The following is a 20,864-nucleotide window of genomic DNA, read 5'->3' on the forward strand; positions in this document are numbered from 1 at the left end:
GTGGGAACCGATCAGGCGGGCAACACGACGACGAACCGCTGCGGCTCCTCGCCCTCGGACTCGCTGCGCAGTCCCGCGGCCTTGACCGCGTCGTGCACGACCTTGCGCTCGAAGGGGGTCATCGGCTTGAGCTTGACGGGCTCACCGGTGTTCTTCACCTCGGTGGCGGCCTTGGCGCCCAGCTCGGACAGCTCGGCCCGCTTCTTGGCCCGGTAACCCGCGATGTCCAGCATGAGCCGGCTGCGGTCGCCGGTCTCCCGGTGCACGGCCAGGCGCGTCAGCTCCTGCAGCGCCTCCAGCACCTCGCCGTCCCGGCCGACCAGCTTCTGCAGGTCGCGGCCGCCGCTGTCGCTGATGATCGACACAGAGGCACGATCGGCCTCGACGTCCATGTCGATGTCGCCGTCGAGGTCGGCGATGTCGAGCAGACCCTCCAGGTAGTCCGCCGCGATCTCACCCTCCTGCTCCAGGCGGGTCAGGGTGTCTGCACCCTCGGCAGCGGCGGAGGTGGTGCCTTCCGTCACGGGATGGGCTCCTTCTTACTTCTTGGACGGGGACTTGGGCCGCTGCGGGCCACCCTTGCGCTGGCCGGACTGGGCCTTGCTACGGGTGCCGGAGCCGGGCTTCGAGGGCTGCTGGGCAGCGGAGGGCTTGGCATCCTCCGGCTCGTCGGGCTTCTCCGGCGAGGTGGAGTCACCGGCCGCCTTCGGCCCGCCGGACTGGCGCTGGGACTTGGACTGGCGCTTGGGCTGCTGGCGGCGCCCAGCGGTGCCGGCGACAGTGCCGTCCGTAATGGTCGCGCCGTCCTCGGTCTGCGCCACGGCCTGGGCCGTGCTCTTCACCACGGTGCCGTCGGGCTGCGCGGCGAGACCGGCCTTGTTCAGGGCGTTGATGAACTTGCGCTCGAACTCGTTGCGGTCGCGGCCCTTGGCGACGATCGCCTTGACGATGGTCTTCTCGCTGCGGCGACGGATCTTGCCGTGGTGCTCGATGTGCTTGGTCAGACGCTCCAGGTAAGCGGCCTGGGCCTTGGAACCCGGGGTCGGGTTGTTGCGGATGACGTACATCTGCTGGCCCATGGTCCACACGTTGGTGGTCAGCCAGTAGACGAGGACACCGACCGGGAAGTTGATACCGAAGACGGCGAACATGACCGGGAAGACGTACATCAACATCTTCTGCTGCTGCATGAACGGCGTCTTCACCGTGGTGTCGACGTTCTTCGTCATCAGCTGGCGCTGCGTGTAGAACTGCGACGCAGACATCAGGACGATCATGACCGCGGTGACGACCCGCACGTCGGTGACCGTGGCACCCAGGGCGTGGACGGTGGCAGAGCCGTCCTTGAACTTCGCAGCGAGCGGGGCCCCGAAGATGTGCGCCTTACGGGCGCTGGCCAGCAGCGACTCGTTGATGACGCCGATGGTGTGGCCCGACGCAATGCCGTTGAGCACGTGGTACAGGGCGAAGAAGAACGGGGACTGCGCCAGGATGGGAAGGCACGAGGAGAGCGGGTTGGTACCCGACTCCTTGTACAGCTTCATCATCTCTTCGGACTGACGCTGCTTGTCGTTCTTGTAGCGCTCCTGGATCTTCTTCATCTCGGGCTGGAGCGTCTGCATGGCCCGGGTCGCCTTGATCTGCTTCACGAAGAGCGGGATCAGGCAGATACGGATCAGGATCACCAAGGACACGATGGACAGGCCCCAGGCCCACCCGGTGTCAGCACCGAAGATCGCGCCGTACACCTTGTGAAACTGGACGATGACCCATGAAACGGGTGTCGTGATGAAGCTGAAGAGGCTGGCAATCGTGTCCACTAATCATGCTCCTTGGGCATGGGACGAGGTCTCTGCGGCCGGGCTCGAAGGAAGCCCGGAAGAGGGCTTCGCTTCGGTGGCCGGTTCGCCGGCGGAGGGCCCGCCCTTGCGTGCGCGCCAAGCGTTGCGCAGCATTTCGTGCCACCGTGGACGCTTGCGGGGCGGAACATGGTCCACACCGCCGAGCGACCACGGATTGCACCGGAGGATGCGCCAGGCGGTCAGTGCCGTTCCCTTGATCGCACCGTGCCGGTCGATGGCCGTGTAGCCGTAGTGGGAGCACGACGGGTAGTACTTGCATACCGGCCCCAGCAGTGGACTGATCGTCCACTGGTACAGCTTGATCAGAGCCAGCAGCGGGTACTTCATCGCGCGCCCCCTCCCAGCAGCCGCTGAACGGCGGCGTCCAGGTCTTGGGCCAGCTGTGCATGGTCTGCGTCGCCCGCTCCGGGCAGCGCTCGTACGACTACCAGGCTACCGGGGGGAAAAAGGACGACTCGGTCACGCATCAGATGACGCAGTCTGCGCTTCACTTTGTTGCGCACGACCGCACCACCCACTGCCTTGCTGACGACGAAACCCGCACGCGTCGGGGGAGCGCTCTCCCCAGGCGCGTGCGGGTCCGTGGCACCGCTACGAAGGTGGACGACGAGAGTCGGGCGTCCTGCCCGGCGTCCTCGTCGGACCGCGGTCGCGAAGTCCTCGCGCCGCCTCAGCCGGTTGTCGGTGGGCAGCACGATGGCATGACCTGACCGGGATCAGGCGGACAGGCTGGCGCGACCCTTGGCACGACGGTTCGCCAGAATCGCGCGGCCGGCACGGGTGCGCATCCGCAGGCGGAAGCCGTGGGTCTTCGCGCGACGACGGTTGTTCGGCTGGAAGGTGCGCTTGCTCACTCGGGGGCTCCAGAAATCAAATCGGTGTGGCGGGTGCCGTCCTGGCTGTCACCGTGCGCCCACGAGTAGCTCGCGTCACGCCCGAGTGCACCGCTTCCCGATCACCTGGAGTGATCTGTGCCCATCGGAGGCAGGCGGCAGCAGCCATCGACAACTCGACCTGGTTACGGTACGCGGGGCTGCGCCATCCGGTCAAACCGGGGGTCACCGAGAGACACTATCCACAGGCTGGGGACAACAACTTGAACCGCACCCGCCGCGCTGACTACCGTGGCTGAACTCCCATTCGTTCTTTTGTCCCCCGCCCCGGCGGGTTTGCCCCACCGAACACCCGAAGTACACCCCGACCCGTCCCGCGTCACACGTTCGTGGGACCTGTGAGAGAGCGTGCCCTGTGGCTGACGTACCTGCCGATCTTGCCGCAGTGTGGCCGCGAGTACTGGAGCAGCTCCTCGGGGAAGGCCGCGGACAGGGTGTCGAGGTCAAGGACGAGCACTGGATCCGGCGCTGCCAGCCGCTCGCGCTGGTGGCGGACACCGCTCTGCTCGCCGTACCGAACGAATTCGCGAAGGGCGTACTGGAGGGCCGTCTCGCGCCGATCGTCAGCGAGACGCTGAGCCGTGAGTGCGGTCGCCCCATCCGCATCGCGATCACCGTGGACGACTCCGCGGGGGAGCCGCCGGCGCCCGCACCCGTGCAGCAGCCGCCCAAGCCCCGCTACGAGGAACCGGAGCTGCCGTCCGGGCCGTACGAGGGCTACGGCCGCCATCGCGCCGCCGAGCAGCCGCCGGCCGACGGGCCGCAGTCCCGCGCCGACCAGCTCCCGGTCGTCCGCCCCGCCTACCCTTCCGAGTTCCAGCGCCGCGAGCCGGGCACCTGGCCGCGTCCCGCGCAGGACGAGTACGGCTGGCAGCAGCCGCGGCTCGGCTTCCCCGAGCGCGACCCGTACGCCTCGCCGTCGTCCCAGGACGCCTACGGCTCCGGACCGGACGCCTATGGCGCGCCGTCCCCGGACTACCGCTCGCAGGGCATGGACCGGCCGGCGTACGAACAGCAGCGAGGCGAGTACGGCGACTACGACGCGCACCGCGGGGACTACGAACCGTCCCGCCCGGACTACGACTCCGGACGGTCCGACTACGAGTCCAAGCGTTCCGACTACGACTCCAAGCGTTCCGAGTACGAGTCCAAGCGTTCCGAGTACGAGTCCAAGCGTTCCGAGTACGACCCTTCCCGGGCCGAGTACGACCAGCGCGACCCCGTCCGCCGCGAGCTGCCCGAGCAGCCCGCCGGCGGCCCGGCGCACCGCGGCGGTCCCGGCCGCCCGGACCTGCCCCCGGCCGGCGCCCCCGGCCCGCTGGCCGCACAGCCGGCTCCGGCGAGCGGTCCCGGTGAGCCGACGGCGCGGCTGAACCCGAAGTACCTCTTCGACACGTTCGTCATCGGCGCTTCCAACCGGTTCGCGCACGCGGCCGCGGTGGCCGTCGCAGAGGCGCCGGCGAAGGCGTACAACCCCCTGTTCATCTACGGGGAGTCGGGGCTCGGCAAGACGCACCTGCTGCACGCGATCGGGCACTACGCGCGCAGCCTCTATCCGGGCACGCGCGTGCGGTACGTCAGCTCGGAGGAGTTCACCAACGAGTTCATCAACTCCATCCGCGACGGCAAGGGCGACAGCTTCCGCAAGCGGTACCGCGAGATGGACATCCTGCTCGTCGACGACATCCAGTTCCTCGCGGACAAGGAGTCGACGCAGGAGGAGTTCTTCCACACCTTCAACACGCTCCACAACGCCAACAAGCAGATCGTGCTGTCCAGCGACCGGCCGCCCAAGCAGCTGGTCACGCTCGAGGACCGGCTGCGGAACCGTTTCGAGTGGGGTCTGATCACCGACGTCCAGCCGCCGGAGCTGGAGACGCGGATCGCGATCCTGCGCAAGAAGGCGGTGCAGGAGCAGCTCAACGCCCCGCCCGAGGTGCTGGAGTTCATCGCCTCCCGGATCTCGCGGAACATCCGTGAGCTGGAGGGCGCGCTGATCCGGGTGACGGCGTTCGCCTCCCTCAACCGGCAGCCGGTGGACCTGGGCCTGACCGAGATCGTGCTGAAGGACCTGATCCCGGGCGGGGAGGACTCCGCGCCCGAGATCACGGCGACGGCCATCATGGGGGCCACCGCCGACTACTTCGGGCTGACCGTGGAGGACCTGTGCGGCACCTCACGCGGCCGCGCGCTGGTCACCGCGCGGCAGATCGCCATGTATCTGTGCCGTGAGCTGACGGATCTGTCGCTGCCGAAGATCGGTGCGCAGTTCGGCGGGCGCGACCACACCACCGTCATGCACGCCGACCGCAAGATCCGCGCGCTGATGGCCGAGCGGCGGTCGATCTACAACCAGGTCACCGAGCTGACCAACCGCATCAAGAACGGCTGAGGTACGGCTCCGTCCGACGCGGAAGGGCGCCCCCGGGATCCGGATCCCGGGGGCGCCCTTCCGCGTTCCCACCGACCGGGCGACAGCGGTCAGGGGCGGGGCAGGGGCGGCCCGAGCCGGCCTGTGGAGAGCAGTCCGCGGGCTGTGGAGCGTTCCCCGTCCGCCACCCGGTGTTCGATTACTCGCCTGGTTACGGCCACTCTCCACAGATTCGCCGACTTTCTTCCGTCCACATCCTGGGGACTGCAAAGTTGTCCCGAACGGCATCCACAGGGAGCCTGGCCATAGGGGATTCGCCCAGCTCAGTGGCCTGTGGAATCGTGGACGAACGATCTCCACAGGCTGTGGACACAGCAAAGATCCACAGGCTGTGCACGAAGTTGTCCACTGACGACCCACAGGCTGGGGCTCGTTGTCCCCAGCGATCCCCAGCTTCTCCACATGGCTGTCCACTGTTCGGCAACGCGACGCACCCTGTCACCGCGTCGAGTGAAAGGCGTCACACGAAGGTGCCGGGTTGGGGTGTGGGAAACGTGGGTAAACCTGGGGACGCAGCTGGGGAGAACTGCCCTCCGGCTGTGGGCGAGGTGTGCAGAACTTTCTGTTCTCCACAGATCCGCCTGGTTGTCCACCGGCTCCACCCACAGGCCCCGTGGACAAAATTTCCGCGCTGAGCTGGGCAAACGTGGTTATCCACGGTATCCACAGGCCCTACTACTACTCCCGACTAGAGAGAGTGCGGCAATCGCTTTGAAGTGGGGGCTGTGCACAACTCGCCGTCACGTGTCCGGCTGCCCCGCCGACCGACTTGACCCCGACGGGCACCTACTGTCAGTGCGGTGCGTCAGACTGGTCCCCGGTGTCCTTCCCTCCGCAGTGGGCGGTGACACCGAGTCGGAGGACTCAGAAGCAACAGCAGCAGGAGGCGGCTTACGGTGAAGATCCGGGTGGAACGCGACGTACTCGCGGAGGCAGTGGCGTGGGCGGCACGCAGCCTCCCGGCCCGTCCGCCGGCGCCTGTCCTCGCCGGCCTCCTCCTCAAGGCCGAGGACGGCCAGCTGAGCCTGTCGAGCTTCGACTACGAGGTCTCCGCGCGGGTGTCCGTGGACGCCGAGGTCGAGGAGGAGGGCACCGTCCTCGTCTCCGGCCGTCTGCTCGCCGACATCTCGCGCGCACTGCCCAACCGGCCGGTGGAGATTTCCACAGACGGTGTACGGGCGACCGTGGTCTGTGGATCCTCCCGGTTCACCCTGCACACCCTGCCCGTGGAGGAGTACCCGGCACTGCCGCAGATGCCGAACGCGACCGGCACCGTCCCCGGCGAGGTCTTCGCGGCGGCCGTCTCCCAGGTGGCCATCGCCGCCGGCCGTGACGACACGCTGCCCGTCCTCACCGGTGTGCGCATCGAGATCGAGGGCGACACGGTCACCCTGGCCTCCACCGACCGCTACCGCTTCGCGGTCCGTGAGTTCCTGTGGAAGCCGGAGAACCCGGACGCCTCCGCGGTCGCCCTGGTCCCGGCCAAGACGCTCCTGGACACCGCCAAGTCGCTCGGTGCCGGTGACAGCGTCACGCTGGCGCTGTCCGGCTCGGGCGCGGGCGAGGGCCTGATCGGTTTCGAGGGCGCGGGGCGCCGTACGACCACGCGGCTGCTCGAGGGCGACCTGCCCAAGTACCGGACGCTGTTCCCGACCGAGTTCAACACCGTCGCCGTGATCGAGACCGCGCCCTTCGTGGAGGCCGTCAAGCGTGTGGCGCTGGTTGCCGAGCGGAACACCCCGGTGCGGCTGAGCTTCGAGAAGGGTGTGCTGATTCTCGAAGCCGGGTCCAGCGACGATGCACAGGCTGTGGAAAGGGTCGACGCCCAGCTGGACGGCGACGACATCTCCATCGCCTTCAACCCGACGTTCCTGCTGGACGGTCTGAGCGCGATCGACTCGCCGGTCGCCCAGCTGTCGTTCACGACGTCCACGAAGCCGGCGCTGCTCAGCGGCAAGCCGGCGGTGGATGCCGAGGCCGACGACGCGTACAAGTACCTGATCATGCCGGTGCGGCTCAGCGGCTGACCGTTTGTCCACAGCTGTGCACGGAGCCGGACCCCCTCTGTGGGTATCTGGCACCGTGCACGCCGGAAATCCGCAGGTCAGTGGGCCAACGCATGAGCGCGCATGCCCACAGCTGTGCGTGAAGGGGCGGGTTTAGGCTCGGCTCGGCACAAAGGTGCCTGTCACGCCACACAGCGACCTAAGGAACACAACTGATGGAGCTCGGTCTCGTCGGCCTCGGCAAGATGGGCGGCAACATGCGCGAGCGGATCCGCCGCGCGGGCCACACCGTCATCGGATACGACCGCAACGCGGACCTCGCGGATGTCCACAGCCTGGAAGAGCTTGTGGGCAAGCTCAGCGGGCCGCGCGTGGTCTGGGTGATGGTCCCGGCCGGCGAGCCCACCCAGTCGACCGTCGACCAGCTCGCCGAGCTGCTGGAGCCCGGCGACGTGGTCGTGGACGGCGGCAACTCCCGCTGGACGGACGACGAGAAGCACGCCGAGGAGTTGGCGGCCAAGGGCATAGGCTTCGTCGACTGCGGTGTCTCCGGCGGCGTCTGGGGCCTGGAGAACGGCTACGCGCTGATGTACGGCGGCGACACCGAGAACGTCGCCAAGGTGCAGCCGGTCTTCGACGCGCTCAAGCCCGAGGGCGACTTCGGCTCGGTGCACGCCGGTAAGGTCGGCGCGGGCCACTTCGCGAAGATGGTCCACAACGGCATCGAGTACGCGATGATGCAGGCCTACGCCGAGGGCTGGGAGCTGCTGGAGAAGGTCGACTCCGTCACGGACGTCCGTGAGGTCTTCCGCTCCTGGCAGGAAGGCACCGTCATCCGGTCCTGGCTGCTCGACCTCACCGTCAACGCGCTCGACGAGGACGAGCACCTGGAGGGCCTGCGCGGTTATGCACAGGACTCCGGTGAGGGACGCTGGACTGTGGAGGCCGCGATCGACAACGCGGTGCCGCTGCCCGCGATCACCGCGTCGCTGTTCGCGCGGTTCGCCTCCCGCCAGGAGGACTCGCCGCAGATGAAGATGATCGCCGCGCTGCGCAACCAGTTCGGCGGCCACGCCGTGGAGAAGAAGTAGGCAGCAGGCCTTTCGACAGGCCGTGGAGAAGCAAGGGAGGTCGGCGGGACGACCATGCACGTCACGCATCTTTCGCTGGCCGACTTCCGCTCGTACGCCCGGGCCGAGGTTCCGCTCGACCCGGGCGTCACGGCCTTCGTCGGCCCCAACGGGCAGGGCAAGACCAATCTGGTCGAGGCGGTCGGATACCTGGCGACCCTGGGCAGCCACCGGGTCGCCTCCGACGCCCCTCTGGTCCGCATGGGTGCCGAGCGGGCGGTCGTCCGGGCGCAGGTCCGGCAGGGCGAGCGGCAGCAGCTGGTCGAGCTGGAGCTGAACCCCGGCCGGGCCAACCGCGCCCGTGTCAACCGGTCCTCGCAGGTCAGGCCCCGTGACATCCTCGGCATCGTCCGCACGGTCCTGTTCGCGCCCGAGGATCTCGCCCTGGTCAAGGGCGACCCGGGTGAACGGCGCCGCTTCCTGGACGAGTTGATCACCGCCCGGTCGCCGCGCATGGCGGGCGTCCGCTCCGACTACGAGCGTGTGCTCAAGCAGCGCAACACCCTGCTCAAGACCGCCGCGCTGGCCCGGCGGCACGGCGGAAGGTCCATGGACCTGTCCACGCTCGACGTGTGGGACCAGCACCTTGCGCGCGCGGGTGCCGAGCTGCTCGCCCAGCGACTGGACCTGATCGCCGCGCTCCAGCCGCTCGCGGACAAGGCGTACGAGCAGCTGGCCCCCGGCGGCGGGCCGCTCGCGCTGGAGTACAAGCCGTCCGCACCCGGTGACGCGCACACACGCGAGGACCTCTGCGCCCAGCTCGTGGCGGCCCTGGCCGACGCCCGCAAGCAGGAGATCGAGCGCGGAGTCACCCTGGTCGGGCCGCATCGTGACGACCTCGTTCTCAAGCTCGGCCGGCTGCCCGCCAAGGGGTATGCCTCGCACGGTGAGTCCTGGTCGTACGCGCTCGCCCTGCGGCTGGCCTCCTACGACCTGCTGCGCGCCGAGGGCAACGAGCCGGTGCTGATCCTGGACGACGTCTTCGCCGAGCTGGACACACGCCGCCGGGAGCGGCTGGCCGAGCTGGTGGCGCCCGGCGAGCAGGTGCTGGTCACCGCCGCTGTGGACGACGACGTACCGCACGTGCTGGCCGGCGCCCGGTACGCGGTGTCCGGCGGGTCGGTGGAGCGCGTATGAGCGGCGGCGAGCCCACGCCCACGCCCGGCGACCCGAAGAAGGCGCCCGAACCCTCCGGCGTCGACCTCGCGCGCGTGGCGTTGCGCGCGGCGAAGGAGCAGGCACGCGCGCGCGGGGAGGCGGCGCGGCAGAAGAAGCAGGCCCGGCGCGGCGGCGGGCTGCGCTCGGGCGCGCGCGCCGACGGCCGCGACCCGATGGCGCTGGGCGCCGCGATCAACCGGTTGCTGACCGAGCGCGGCTGGGAGACCCCGGCGGCGGTGGGCGGTGTGATGGGCCGGTGGCCGCAGATCGTCGGTGAGGACCTCGCCAAGCACTGTGTGCCGCAGCGGTACGACGAGGACGAGCGGGTGCTGATCGTCAGCTGCGACTCCACGGCCTGGGCGACCCAGTTGCGCCATCTCGCGCCCGCGCTGGTCGCGCGGCTCAACGAGGATCTGGGGCACGGCACCGTACGGATGATCAAAGTGCTCAATCCGGGCGGTCCGGCCCGCCGGTACGGGCCGTTGAGGGCGCCCGGCAGCACCGGACCCGGCGATACGTACGGGTGACGTACCTCACGTCTTGAGCAGGGATGTGTGGGGTCGGCGTACCCCTGTCGTGCCTTCGGCGTACCGCCACGCGCGCGCGTGGCGCGCCTTCTGACCCCCCGGTAGCCAAGGGTTGACGGCTCGAAGCGCTGAGTGCCGCTGTGAGCCCCTTGGAGCCCCCATCCGTATATCGGGACCCGGCGGAGGATGGTTCAGGGCGGCACATGGGGACTCAGGTACCGGCAAACCCCCATCGATGTCAGCGCTACCGGTAGACTGGAAGCCAATCCCGCCCCAACGTGGGGACCGCCCGGGAAAAGCTGAGCAACGCTGATCAAGGCTTACCAACGCAACATGCCGCAGCCGCTCCGGCAACCCGCCGACGAGCCCGGCTCGTGCTGTGCCAGAAAGGGCGCTTCGTGGCCGATTCCGGCAACCCCAACGAGAACATCCCGTCCACCGACGCCGGCGTGCACGGCGAGGCCCCCGAGGCCCCTGTGAGCGGCGAGGTCACCGACTCCGGTACGGCCTCCGCCTCCTACGACGCCAGCGCCATCACCGTGCTCGAAGGGCTGGACGCGGTCCGCAAGCGGCCCGGCATGTACATCGGCTCCACCGGTGAGCGCGGTCTGCACCACCTGGTGTACGAGGTCGTCGACAACTCGGTCGACGAGGCGCTGGCGGGCTATGCGGACACCATCGACGTGACGATCCTCGCCGACGGCGGAGTGCGCGTCGTCGACAACGGCCGTGGCATCCCGGTCGGCATCGTGGCGTCCGAGGGCAAGCCGGCCGTCGAGGTCGTGCTGACCGTGCTGCACGCGGGCGGCAAGTTCGGTGGCGGCGGCTACGCGGTCTCCGGCGGTCTGCACGGTGTCGGTGTCTCCGTGGTGAACGCCCTGTCCATGAAGGTCTCCGTCGAGATCAGGACCGACGGCCACCGCTGGACGCAGGACTACAAGCTCGGCGTCCCGACGGCCCCCCTGGTCCAGCACGAGGCCACGGAAGAGACCGGCACCTCGGTCACCTTCTGGGCCGACCCGGACATCTTCGAGACCACCGAGTACTCCTTCGAGACGCTGTCCCGGCGTTTCCAGGAGATGGCCTTCCTCAACAAGGGCCTGACGATCCGGCTCACCGACGAGCGCGAGTCGGCGAAGGCCGTCGCCGGCGCCGACGAGGCGGGCGCGGACGAGAAGGCCGAGGTCAAGTCGGTCACGTACCACTACGAGGGCGGCATCGTCGACTTCGTGAAGTACCTCAACTCCCGCAAGGGAGAGGCGGTGCACCCCACGATCATCGACCTGGAGGCCGAGGACAAGGACAAGAGCCTGTCCCTCGAGGTCGCCATGCAGTGGAACAGCGGCTACAGCGAGGGCGTGTACTCGTTCGCCAACATCATCCACACCCATGAGGGCGGTACGCACGAAGAGGGCTTCCGGGCCGCGCTGACGTCGCTGATCAACAAGTACGCGCGCGACAAGAAGCTGCTGCGGGAGAAGGACGACAACCTCACCGGTGACGACATCCGCGAGGGTCTGACCGCGATCATCTCGGTCAAGCTGAGCGAGCCGCAGTTCGAGGGCCAGACGAAGACCAAGCTGGGCAACACGGAGGCCAAGACCTTCGTGCAGAAGGCGGTCTACGAGCACCTGAACGACTGGCTGGACCGCAACCCGGTGGAGGCCGCGGACATCGTCCGCAAGGGCATCCAGGCGGCCACCGCGCGCGTGGCGGCCCGCAAGGCGCGTGACCTGACCCGCCGCAAGGGCCTGCTGGAGTCGGCGTCCCTGCCCGGCAAGCTGTCGGACTGCCAGTCCAACGACCCGACCAAGTGCGAGATCTTCATCGTCGAGGGTGACTCCGCCGGCGGCTCGGCCAAGTCCGGCCGCAACCCGCAGTACCAGGCGATCCTCCCGATCCGCGGCAAGATCCTCAACGTGGAGAAGGCCAGGATCGACAAGATCCTGCAGAACCAGGAGATCCAGGCGCTGATCTCGGCCTTCGGCACGGGTGTGCACGAGGACTTCGACATCGAGAAGCTCCGCTATCACAAGATCATCCTGATGGCGGACGCCGACGTCGACGGCCAGCACATCAACACCCTGCTGCTGACCTTCCTGTTCCGCTTCATGCGGCCGCTGGTCGAGGCCGGGCACGTGTTCCTCTCCCGTCCCCCGCTGTACAAGATCAAGTGGGGCCGGGACGAGGTCGAGTACGCGTACTCCGACCGCGAGCGCGACGCGCTGCTGGAGATGGGCCGCCAGCGCGGCAAGCGCGTCAAGGAGGACTCGATCCAGCGCTTCAAGGGTCTCGGCGAGATGAACGCCGAGGAGCTGCGCGTGACCACCATGGACCAGGAGCACCGGGTCCTCGGCCAGGTCACCCTGGACGACGCCGCCCAGGCCGACGACCTGTTCTCGGTCCTGATGGGCGAGGACGTCGAGGCCCGCCGCCAGTTCATCCAGCGCAATGCCAAGGACGTCCGCTTCCTCGACATCTGAGTCGGTCTCAGCTGACCGCACCAGGAAGGATCTTCACCAGCAATGGCCGACGAGAACACTCCGCAGACTCCCGAGACCGAGGGCGGCGAGATCGTCATGCGTGTCGAGCCCGTCGGGCTCGAGACGGAGATGCAGCGCTCGTACCTGGACTACGCGATGTCCGTCATCGTGTCCCGCGCGCTGCCCGACGTCCGGGACGGCCTCAAGCCCGTCCACCGGCGCGTGCTGTACGCGATGTACGACGGCGGCTACCGCCCCGAGCGCGGCTTCTACAAGTGCGCCCGTGTCGTCGGCGACGTCATGGGCAACTACCACCCGCACGGCGACAGTTCCATCTACGACGCCCTGGTGCGCCTCGCCCAGCCGTGGTCGATGCGGATGCCGCTGGTGGACTCCAACGGCAACTTCGGCTCCCCGGGCAACGATCCGGCGGCCGCCATGCGCTACACCGAGTGCAAGATGGCGCCGCTGTCGATGGAGATGGTCCGCGACATCGACGAGGAGACCGTCGACTTCACGGACAACTACGACGGCCGCTCCCAGGAGCCGACCGTCCTGCCGTCCCGCTTCCCGAACCTGCTGATCAACGGCTCGGCCGGTATCGCGGTCGGCATGGCGACCAACATCCCGCCGCACAACCTGCGCGAGGTCGCGGCCGGCGCCCAGTGGTACCTGGAGAACCCGGAGGCCTCGCACGAGGAGCTGCTGGACGCCCTCATCGAGCGCATCAAGGGCCCGGACTTCCCGACCGGCGCGCTGGTCGTGGGCCGTAAGGGCATCGAGGAGGCGTACCGCACCGGGCGCGGCTCCATCACGATGCGCGCGGTGGTCGAGGTCGAGGAGATCCAGGGCCGCCAGTGCCTGGTCGTCACCGAACTGCCGTACCAGGTCAACCCGGACAACCTGGCGCAGAAGATTGCCGACCTGGTCAAGGACGGCAAGATCGGCGGCATCGCCGATGTCCGCGACGAGACGTCGTCCCGCACGGGCCAGCGCCTCGTCATCGTCCTCAAGCGGGACGCGGTCGCCAAGGTCGTGCTGAACAACCTGTACAAGCACACCGACCTGCAGACGAACTTCGGCGCCAACATGCTGGCGCTGGTCGACGGTGTGCCGCGCACGCTGTCCCTGGACGCGTTCATCCGGCACTGGGTGACACACCAGATCGAGGTCATCGTCCGCCGGACCCGCTTCAGGCTGCGCAAGGCCGAGGAGCGCGCGCACATCCTGCGCGGCCTGCTCAAGGCCCTGGACGCGATCGACGAGGTCATCGCGCTGATCCGGCGCAGCGACACCGTCGACGTCGCGCGCACGGGCCTGATGGGCCTGCTGGAGATCGACGAGATCCAGGCGAACGCGATCCTCGAGATGCAGCTGCGGCGCCTTGCGGCCCTGGAGCGGCAGAAGATCGTCCAGGAGCACGACGAACTCCAGGCGAAGATCACCGAGTACAACGAGATCCTGGCCTCCCCGGTCCGCCAGCGCGGGATCGTCAGCGAGGAACTGGCCGCGATCGTCGAGAAGTACGGCGACGACCGCAAGACGATGCTGGTGCCCTACGACGGCGACATGTCCATCGAGGACCTGATCGCCGAGGAGGACATCGTCGTCACCGTCTCGCGCGGCGGCTACGTCAAGCGGACCAAGACGGACGACTACCGGGCGCAGAAGCGCGGCGGCAAGGGCGTGCGCGGTACGAAGCTCAAGGAAGACGACATCGTCGACCACTTCTTCGTCTCCACCACCCACCACTGGCTGCTGTTCTTCACCAACAAGGGCCGGGTGTACCGGGCGAAGGCGTACGAGCTGCCCGAGGCCGGCCGGGACGCGCGCGGCCAGCACGTGGCGAACCTGCTCGCCTTCCAGCCGGACGAGGCGATCGCCGAGATCCTCGCCATCCGCGACTACGAGGCGGCGCCGTACCTGGTGCTGGCCACCAAGTCCGGCTTGGTCAAGAAGACGCCTCTGAAGGATTACGATTCGCCCCGCTCCGGCGGTGTGATCGCTATCAACCTGCGCGAGCGCGAGGACGGTTCGGACGACGAGCTGATCGGCGCCGAGCTGGTCTCGGCCGACGACGATCTCCTTCTGATCAGCAAGAAGGCCCAGTCGATCCGGTTCACGGCCACGGACGACTCCCTGCGCCCGATGGGCCGCGCCACCTCCGGCGTCAAGGGCATGAGTTTCCGTGAGGGCGACGAACTTCTGTCGATGAATGTGGTGCGACCCGGTACGTTCGTGTTCACTGCCACCGACGGTGGGTACGCGAAGCGGACGGCCGTCGACGAGTACCGCGTCCAGGGCCGTGGCGGCCTCGGTATCAAGGCCGCCAAGATCGTGGAGGACCGTGGTTCGCTCGTCGGCGCGCTGGTCGTCGAGGAGACGGACGAGATCCTCGCGATCACCCTCTCTGGCGGTGTGATTCGTACGCGAGTCAACGAGGTCAGGGAGACGGGCCGTGACACCATGGGCGTCCAACTGATCAACCTGGGCAAGCGCGATGCCGTGGTCGGTATCGCACGTAACGCCGAGGCCGGGCGCGAGGCGGAGGAGGTCGACGGTGGGGACATCGTCGACGAGACCGCCGAGGGTGCCCAGGCCGCCGGCACGGACGAGGGTGAGTCGCCCTCGGCCGAGTAGCACGAGGAGAGAGTCATCGTGAGCGGAGCCACGGGCGCCGGATCGGCCGGTACCTCCACGGGTACGGAAACGGACGGCGGCGGCCGTGGCTCTGCCGTGCGTGCGGACCGGGCCACCGACCCGCACACGACCAACCTGAAGCCGGTGAAGGACTCCGGGACTCCGGGCAGGACCTCCTCCGGCACGTCACCCCAGGGGGGAACTGTGACGGACACCCGAGGCCCGGTCCCGGCCGGTGAGGCGCAGGCGTCGTCGCCGCTCCCCCACGAGCGGAGCCCCGAGCAGCCTGCCGGGCCGTACCACCCGCCGCAGGCCTATCCGGCGGCCGAGGCGCCGGCCGGTGCCGTACGCCGGCCGCGCACCGGCGTGCGGACGACGCCGCGCACCCGCAAGGCGCGGCTGCGGGTGGCCAAGGCCGACCCGTGGTCGGTGATGAAGGTCAGTTTCCTGCTCTCCATCGCGCTCGGCATCTGCACGATCGTCGCCTCGGCGGTGCTGTGGATGGTCATGGACGCGATGGGCGTGTTCTCGACGGTGGGCGGCACGATCTCGGAGGCGACCGGGTCGAACGAGGCGAACGGCTTCGACCTGCAGTCGTTCCTCTCCCTCCCCCACGTCCTGACGTTCACGACGATCATCGCGGTCATCGACGTGGTCCTGGCCACGGCGCTCGCGACGCTCGGCGCGTTCATCTACAACCTCTCCGCGAGCTTCGTGGGCGGCATCGAGCTGACCCTGGCCGAGGACGAGTGAGGCCCTTGGGCCGCCCCGCGAGTCCCTGACCTGATGGTCCCCCGACAACCGATTTTGGGACTGACGTGGTCGTGCGCTAATCTTCAGGAGTCAGCGCGCGGGACACACACCGCAGAGCGCGGCGGGGCTATAGCTCAGTTGGTTAGAGCGCATCCCTGATAAGGATGAGGCCACAGGTTCAAATCCTGTTAGCCCCACCAGCGAGGAGACCCCCAGGCGATCAAGCCTGGGGGTCTTTGACATCTATGGCTGACATCAACGGCCGTGCATTGCGACGGTCAGCCGATGAGCGGGTCTTCCAGGAGTTCGGCGAGCATCCCGACAGCTTCCCTTTCGCTGTCACCCACCGCGTGCGTGTAGACGTCCATGGTCATGCTGATCTGACTGTGCCACAGGATCGCCTGAGCGATCTTGGGGAAGGCGAGCAGGGTGCCGCAGGTGTGCCGGGCGAGCCGGACCGTGATGCGGCGGACGTCGGCATGCTTCACGAGCCGCTCGAAGGTCCGGGAGAAGCCGACCGGATCGATCAGGCCGCCGTGCTCGGAGGCGAGAGGGGTTCGTGATGGCGCCCAAGCGGCGAGAGCTGGCGGACAAGCTGGCCGAGCAGATCAAGAGGGGTGACTACGCTCCGGGCCAGCAGCTGCCGCACATCAGAGAGCTGGCCGAGGCCGGCGAGGGCTCCAAGGCCACCGTCCACGCCGCTTACAAGGCGCTGGAAGCGGAAGGCCTGGTCACCTCGTCGCGAGGCCATGGCACTGTCGTGCGGCAGCAGGTCCCACTCAAGCGCCTTGGCATCGCGCGGTACGACAAGGCGAAGTGGCGGGACGGGGACGAGGTGGCATTCATCGCGGACCGCGTGGCCACCGGCCGGGCGTTCCGCCGCAACGAACAGACCCAGACCGTCAGTCTCGTCGAAGCACCCCCCCGCGGTGGCAGCCGCCCACGCGCTACCGGTCGGCGCCGAGGTCTACGCGCGCGCGGCTGGTGAAGGAAGGCGAGCAGCCAACACACATGCTGACCAGCTACTACCGGCCGGAGCACGTTGAGGGAACGCGTCTGGTGGACCCGACGCCGGGCCCAGCCGGCCGAGGCGGCGGATTTCGCGTGCTGTACGACGACGGTTACGAGATCGATCACATGAAGGAAGAACTCTTCGCTCGTTCCCCCAGCCCGGACGAGGTGAAGCTTCTTCAGCTGCCGCCAGGCGAACCTGTCGTGGAGCTGCACCGGACGACCTACACGGCCTCCGGCACAGTGGTCGAATTCGCCATCGGGGTGCACGCGGCTTCACGCTTCGCGTGGGAGTACGACTTCCAGGTTCCCGACTCGGCGAAGGACAGGGAAGGTCAGCAGTGATCACGGCACAGGACTGGGCGGACACTCGGTGCCTGTGGGACTACCACCAGATGGGCCACATGCCCCGACCGTGCTCGGTTGCAATCGGACTCGGCAGTCACGACCTGGGCGTGGCCGACGCAGCGGTCGACCTGTACAAGCGCGGCATGGCTCCACTTCTCGTGTTCACCGGAGCCACCAGCCCCACGACGCGGGAACGCATGCCCCGAGGCGAAGCCGTCCACTACCGAGAGCGCGCACTTGAGCTTGGCGTCCCCAGCTCAGCTGTCCTGGTGGAGCAGCGCGCCCGGAACACGGGCGAGAACATCCGCTTCTCCCGAGAGCTGTTGGAAGAGGTCGGCGTCGATGTGTCGTCTGTCCTGCTGATCAGCAAGCCGTACGAGGAGAGGCGGGCTTACGCCACCGCACGCAAGCTATGGCCCGAAGTTGAGATCGTCAGCGCGTCCAGCCCGATGACGCTGGACGAGTACGTCGACTCCATCGGTGACGCCCGTTTGGTGATCGACATGCTTGTGGGGGCGCTACAGCGACTGCTGATCTACCCAGAGCAGGGCTTCATGATCAGCCAGCAGGTACCGGACGATGTGACCGAGGCGTACGAGCGGTTGTGCCGTGCAGGGTTCACCAGCCGACTCATGGCGACCGGCAAGCCCTCCGCCTGAGACTGTCAGGTCACTCACGAACGGCCCTTGGGGGCGTGCCCGATGGGTCGGCCCAATCCCTGCGACTCTCCTGGCTGCGCTCGCGCGGGAGCGCCCCGCGGCGCGTGGCTGCGGGGCGCCTTGTGGGGTTTAGTCGATCTTCTGCCCGTCGTGCGTACCGCCCTTGCAGAGGTTGTCCTTCAGGTCGACCGTTCCGCCGCCCTGCCTGCACTGAGAAGGGGTGACGTACGATGGGGCGCCCTGTGCGGTGGTGGCGGCGCTGGCGGCACCTGTGAGGCCGAGTCCGGCGAGGGCTGCCGTGGCGATGACGGCGGCGAGGATTCGTCGAATGCGCATTTGGTTCCCCTTTCACGGATTGCCTCGGTTGGGGCCACTAGTCAGCTTGATCTTCGCCCATGTGGGTGGCATGTGATGTTGCGCCATTCGAGTGACAGCGCTGTCGGGTGCCGGGGCAGTGACGCGACCCGTCGGACAGGTCCTAACCGGCCCAGGTTCGGGCATCCCGCGCTACCTGGTAGATAGCGGGTCCTCGTGCTCAAGGTTGAACAGGTAGACCGGACCCTCTCATCCGCCAGCCCAACTGTGGATCTCCGAGCCCGGCATCCGCCGGCCGATCAGCCTCAGCAGTGGGTTCGGCTGCAACTCACGGATCTTGCGGCGCACCGCGTCGCCCGGCCGGTTCTCCGCCAAGTCGTCTGGCTGCACCCTGCCCCCCTGTCTGTGCTTCGCTGCCAGATCACCACGGAGTCATGACCAGCGCCAAGACCCGTATTGACCATTGTCGGATCCCAGCTGATGCCTGACGTTCTGGTCCCAGGTGATGCTTGACGGTGGACCTAGACAACATAGGGAGCCCCGTGGGGCTTGTTCGCTTTCACGTTACGGACCGGGACGTCGGTCGTGCGCCGGATCACCCGGACCTGGCCGTCCAGCTCGACACTGATCGTCGTGTCCGACACGTGCACGGTCACGGTCTGCCCTGCGTACGGGCGGCCGAGGGACACGACCTGCCGGCAGACCATGACCGTGCCCACCGCGCTGACCCGCCGCTGCACCCGCACCGGCTCGATACCCGGCCGCGGCGGCGGTCCGGCCGGACGCAAGCCCCGCAGCCTGCGGACTTCCTCGCCGGTCAGCGGGTTGGGCCGCACCCTCAGCAGTTCCCGCGAGGACGGATCGAAGAACGACAGCGTCTCGTCATCGATCCGGATGCCCACCTGGCGGCCGCCGAGGATCTCCGCTGCCAGCACCTGGTGCCCGCCCAGGCCGACCAGGCCGCTGTTGTTCACGACCCGGTCCACCTCGAACGCCGCCCCCTCACCGGCCGGAAGCGGTGCCGGCCCGGCCGCACGTCCGCCCCGGGCGGCCAGCCGTCCCAGATCCGCCACAGACAAGTGCGACCGCACGGTCTTGATCCGCGCCCCGGCGATCAGCAGATGGATCACCGAGGTGTCCGCCCAGAAGGTCACCGTCAGCCCTGAGCGGGCCGGTCCAAGCCAGAACTGCTTGCCCGCGACCTGCAGATTCCCACTCGCAGGCACCACCCGCTCGAACTCCACCGGCCCGCCCTCGTCCACCTGCACCGCCTCGGGAAGAGGGGCAGGGGCAGGCGGCGCTTCGGCCGGCTCCGACGTCACCGCAGGGGCCGTCCGCTGGTGCGGCACCAGCGCGAGCACTCCGGGCACCCTCAGGCCCAGGACGTCCCGCTCCTGCTCAGCAACCGGGGTAAACCGGTCCGCCGGGAACTGCATGTCCAGCGCCTGGTGCGGCCGCATGGAGTTGTATTCCTCCACCCACGCATCCAGCGCCGCCTGAGCCGCCTCGATGCTCTCGAACGCACCGCAGTCGTCGAGGAGTTCACGCCGCAGCGTCTGATGGAACCGCTCGACCTTGCCCGTCGTGGTCGGCGACGCCGGCTGGGTGAGCCGGTGCGCGATCCCGTTCTCCCGGCAGATCCGGTCGAACAGCACCTCACCGCCCTGCCCGAACCGATCGGTGAACTGCTTGCCGTTGTCCGTCAGCACCTCCTCCGGCACCCCGAACGCCTGCAAGGCCCGGGCGAAGGCCGCACACACCGCCCTCCCGGTCGCCCGCTCGACCACCGACGCGATCACGCAGTACCGGGAATGGTCGTCCACCCCGGTCACGACCTTGGCCTCGGTCAGCTCCCCGGTCACCGGGTCGACCAGCATCACGCCGCCAACGATGTCCATCTGCCACAGCTGCATCGGCCGGTCCCGCTGCCAGCGCTTGTAATCCGACCGCTTCCGGCGCCGCACCCCCGGCTCCACCAGGCCGTGACGGACCAGGATCCGATACACAGTCATCCGCGACGGCACCGGGCTCACCGCCCCGGACCGCTCCAGCACATGCGCGATCCGCCGCGGACCCCACTTCGGGTGCTTGCGCCGCAGCTCACACACGGCCGCCTCCACCTCGGCAGAGACCTGATGCGGACACGACGCCGGCTTGCGCGAACGATCCGCCAACCCGGCCAGACCGGAGGTCTCATACCGGGACTTCCAGCCGCTGACCGTCTGCCGGGACACCCCCAACGACGCGGCGACCTCGGTCACCGTCGCACCCGCCAGCACAGCCAGGACAGCCCGGTATCTCTGCTCGACAACCGACAACTCCACCAGCGCCAATCCCGGCCTCCCCACACGCGCCGCAACGACACGCACAGAAAAGCCGATCACGGCCACTGTCAACCATCAGCTGGGACCGAACTGTCAAGCATCTACCGGGATCGGACACCCGTATTGACCATGAGCTGTTACAGGTTTCTCTACCTCATCAAGCCCCGGCTGCGCTCCGCTCCGCCGGGCGCGCTCCCGGCTCCGCGGCGGGCGCCGCTCCTGCCTCCGGCCCGCTCCGCCCGCGCTGCGCCGACGCGCGCCCACGTGTGGACTGGGCCGGTGGCCATGAGTCGATCACCGCATACGCGGCCGGGTCAGAACCGT

The 20,864-nt window shown here is 68.4% G+C and carries 17 protein-coding genes, 1 tRNA gene and 1 pseudogene; 11 read left to right on the plus strand and 8 right to left on the minus strand.

Annotation, left to right across the window (positions count from 1 at the left end):
• Positions 1 to 11: 11 nt before the first annotated feature.
• Genes GQF42_RS22850 through rpmH form a run of 5 tightly spaced genes read right to left on the minus strand, consistent with a single transcriptional unit; the run spans position 12 to position 2,716 of the window.
• Positions 12 to 524 carry a Jag family protein gene (locus GQF42_RS22850; protein WP_158922735.1) on the minus strand — a complete coding sequence of 171 codons (513 nt, stop codon included), beginning with the start codon at positions 522 to 524 and terminating at the stop codon, positions 12 to 14.
• A gap of 15 nt (positions 525 to 539) precedes the next feature.
• On the minus strand, positions 540 to 1,820 hold the full coding sequence (gene yidC, locus GQF42_RS22855; protein ID WP_158922737.1) for a membrane protein insertase YidC: 1,281 nt from the start codon (positions 1,818 to 1,820) through the stop codon (positions 540 to 542).
• 3 nt (positions 1,821 to 1,823) lie between these two features.
• Entirely contained in the window at positions 1,824 to 2,189 is a 366-nt protein-coding gene (gene yidD / locus GQF42_RS22860; protein WP_158922739.1) for a membrane protein insertion efficiency factor YidD, read from the minus strand.
• Positions 2,186 to 2,557, minus strand: a complete 372-nt coding sequence (gene rnpA / locus GQF42_RS22865; RefSeq protein WP_158922741.1) for a ribonuclease P protein component — start codon at positions 2,555 to 2,557, stop codon at positions 2,186 to 2,188. The genes yidD and rnpA overlap by 4 nt, the downstream gene beginning before the upstream one ends.
• Before the next feature lie 21 nt (positions 2,558 to 2,578).
• Positions 2,579 to 2,716, minus strand: a complete 138-nt coding sequence (rpmH, locus tag GQF42_RS22870) for a 50S ribosomal protein L34 (protein WP_015659252.1) — start codon at positions 2,714 to 2,716, stop codon at positions 2,579 to 2,581.
• Positions 2,717 to 3,746: 1,030 nt separating this feature from the next.
• On the opposite strand from rpmH, the gene dnaA reads away from it, so the two are divergent.
• The 9 genes from dnaA to GQF42_RS22915 all read left to right on the plus strand — a co-directional run bounded on the left by dnaA (position 3,747) and on the right by GQF42_RS22915 (position 16,083).
• Positions 3,747 to 5,147 carry a chromosomal replication initiator protein DnaA gene (dnaA, locus tag GQF42_RS22875; protein ID WP_233273786.1) on the plus strand — a complete coding sequence of 467 codons (1,401 nt, stop codon included), beginning with the start codon at positions 3,747 to 3,749 and terminating at the stop codon, positions 5,145 to 5,147.
• Between the two features lie 935 nt (positions 5,148 to 6,082).
• Positions 6,083 to 7,213: a DNA polymerase III subunit beta gene (gene dnaN / locus GQF42_RS22880; RefSeq protein WP_158922745.1), complete on the plus strand. Its 1,131-nt coding sequence runs from the start codon at positions 6,083 to 6,085 to the stop codon at positions 7,211 to 7,213.
• Positions 7,214 to 7,407: 194 nt separating this feature from the next.
• Positions 7,408 to 8,283 carry a phosphogluconate dehydrogenase (NAD(+)-dependent, decarboxylating) gene (gene gnd / locus GQF42_RS22885; protein ID WP_158922747.1) on the plus strand — a complete coding sequence of 292 codons (876 nt, stop codon included), beginning with the start codon at positions 7,408 to 7,410 and terminating at the stop codon, positions 8,281 to 8,283.
• 54 nt (positions 8,284 to 8,337) lie between these two features.
• On the plus strand, positions 8,338 to 9,459 hold the full coding sequence (recF, locus tag GQF42_RS22890; RefSeq protein ID WP_158922749.1) for a DNA replication/repair protein RecF: 1,122 nt from the start codon (positions 8,338 to 8,340) through the stop codon (positions 9,457 to 9,459).
• Positions 9,456 to 10,007, plus strand: coding sequence for a DUF721 domain-containing protein (locus tag GQF42_RS22895; protein ID WP_158922751.1), 552 nt, complete (start codon positions 9,456 to 9,458; stop codon positions 10,005 to 10,007). The genes recF and GQF42_RS22895 overlap by 4 nt, the downstream gene beginning before the upstream one ends.
• A 374-nt stretch (positions 10,008 to 10,381) precedes the next feature.
• Positions 10,382 to 12,490, plus strand: coding sequence for a DNA topoisomerase (ATP-hydrolyzing) subunit B (gyrB, locus tag GQF42_RS22900; protein ID WP_158922753.1), 2,109 nt, complete (start codon positions 10,382 to 10,384; stop codon positions 12,488 to 12,490).
• 42 nt (positions 12,491 to 12,532) lie between these two features.
• Positions 12,533 to 15,130, plus strand: a complete 2,598-nt coding sequence (gyrA, locus tag GQF42_RS22905) for a DNA gyrase subunit A (protein ID WP_158922755.1) — start codon at positions 12,533 to 12,535, stop codon at positions 15,128 to 15,130.
• Between the two features lie 18 nt (positions 15,131 to 15,148).
• Positions 15,149 to 15,883: a DUF3566 domain-containing protein gene (locus GQF42_RS22910; protein WP_158922757.1), complete on the plus strand. Its 735-nt coding sequence runs from the start codon at positions 15,149 to 15,151 to the stop codon at positions 15,881 to 15,883.
• 123 nt (positions 15,884 to 16,006) lie between these two features.
• Positions 16,007 to 16,083 (plus strand) — tRNA-Ile (locus tag GQF42_RS22915).
• Positions 16,084 to 16,161: 78 nt separating this feature from the next.
• On the opposite strand, the gene GQF42_RS22920 is transcribed toward GQF42_RS22915, so the two are convergent.
• Entirely contained in the window at positions 16,162 to 16,371 is a 210-nt protein-coding gene (locus GQF42_RS22920; protein WP_233273426.1) for a site-specific integrase, read from the minus strand.
• 74 nt (positions 16,372 to 16,445) lie between these two features.
• Between GQF42_RS22920 and GQF42_RS22925 the strand changes: the two are divergent.
• Positions 16,446 to 17,239 (plus strand): annotated as a pseudogene (locus tag GQF42_RS22925) (GntR family transcriptional regulator).
• Positions 17,236 to 17,901 carry a YdcF family protein gene (locus tag GQF42_RS22930; protein ID WP_158922759.1) on the plus strand — a complete coding sequence of 222 codons (666 nt, stop codon included), beginning with the start codon at positions 17,236 to 17,238 and terminating at the stop codon, positions 17,899 to 17,901. Before GQF42_RS22925 ends, GQF42_RS22930 begins: the two are co-directional and overlap by 4 nt.
• 129 nt (positions 17,902 to 18,030) lie before the next feature.
• Here GQF42_RS22930 and GQF42_RS22935 read toward each other — a convergent pair whose 3' ends face one another.
• Both GQF42_RS22935 and GQF42_RS22940 read right to left on the minus strand, forming a co-directional pair.
• The gene (locus GQF42_RS22935) at positions 18,031 to 18,237 is read right to left on the minus strand and encodes a hypothetical protein (RefSeq protein ID WP_158922761.1); all 207 of its coding nucleotides are present in this window, start codon (positions 18,235 to 18,237) and stop codon (positions 18,031 to 18,033) included.
• Positions 18,238 to 18,737: 500 nt separating this feature from the next.
• Entirely contained in the window at positions 18,738 to 20,549 is a 1,812-nt protein-coding gene (locus tag GQF42_RS22940) for an IS481 family transposase (protein ID WP_158922763.1), read from the minus strand.
• Between the last annotated feature and the right edge of the window lie 315 nt (positions 20,550 to 20,864).

This window comes from Streptomyces broussonetiae, from assembly GCF_009796285.1.
Classification (GTDB): domain Bacteria; phylum Actinomycetota; class Actinomycetes; order Streptomycetales; family Streptomycetaceae; genus Streptomyces; species Streptomyces broussonetiae.

What these genes read in the sequence shown, in the direction of transcription:
- GQF42_RS22895 (WP_158922751.1), top strand. Translation starts at nt 9,456, where the DNA reads ATGAGCGGCGGCGAGCCCACGCCCACGCCCGGCGACCCGAAGAAGGCG.
- dnaA (WP_233273786.1), top strand. Translation starts at nt 3,747, where the DNA reads ATGGACCGGCCGGCGTACGAACAGCAGCGAGGCGAGTACGGCGACTAC.
- gnd (WP_158922747.1), top strand. Translation starts at nt 7,408, where the DNA reads ATGGAGCTCGGTCTCGTCGGCCTCGGCAAGATGGGCGGCAACATGCGC.
- gyrA (WP_158922755.1), top strand. Translation starts at nt 12,533, where the DNA reads ATGGCCGACGAGAACACTCCGCAGACTCCCGAGACCGAGGGCGGCGAG.
- GQF42_RS22935 (WP_158922761.1), bottom strand. Translation starts at nt 18,237, where the DNA reads ATGCGCATTCGACGAATCCTCGCCGCCGTCATCGCCACGGCAGCCCTC.
- recF (WP_158922749.1), top strand. Translation starts at nt 8,338, where the DNA reads ATGCACGTCACGCATCTTTCGCTGGCCGACTTCCGCTCGTACGCCCGG.
- yidD (WP_158922739.1), bottom strand. Translation starts at nt 2,189, where the DNA reads ATGAAGTACCCGCTGCTGGCTCTGATCAAGCTGTACCAGTGGACGATC.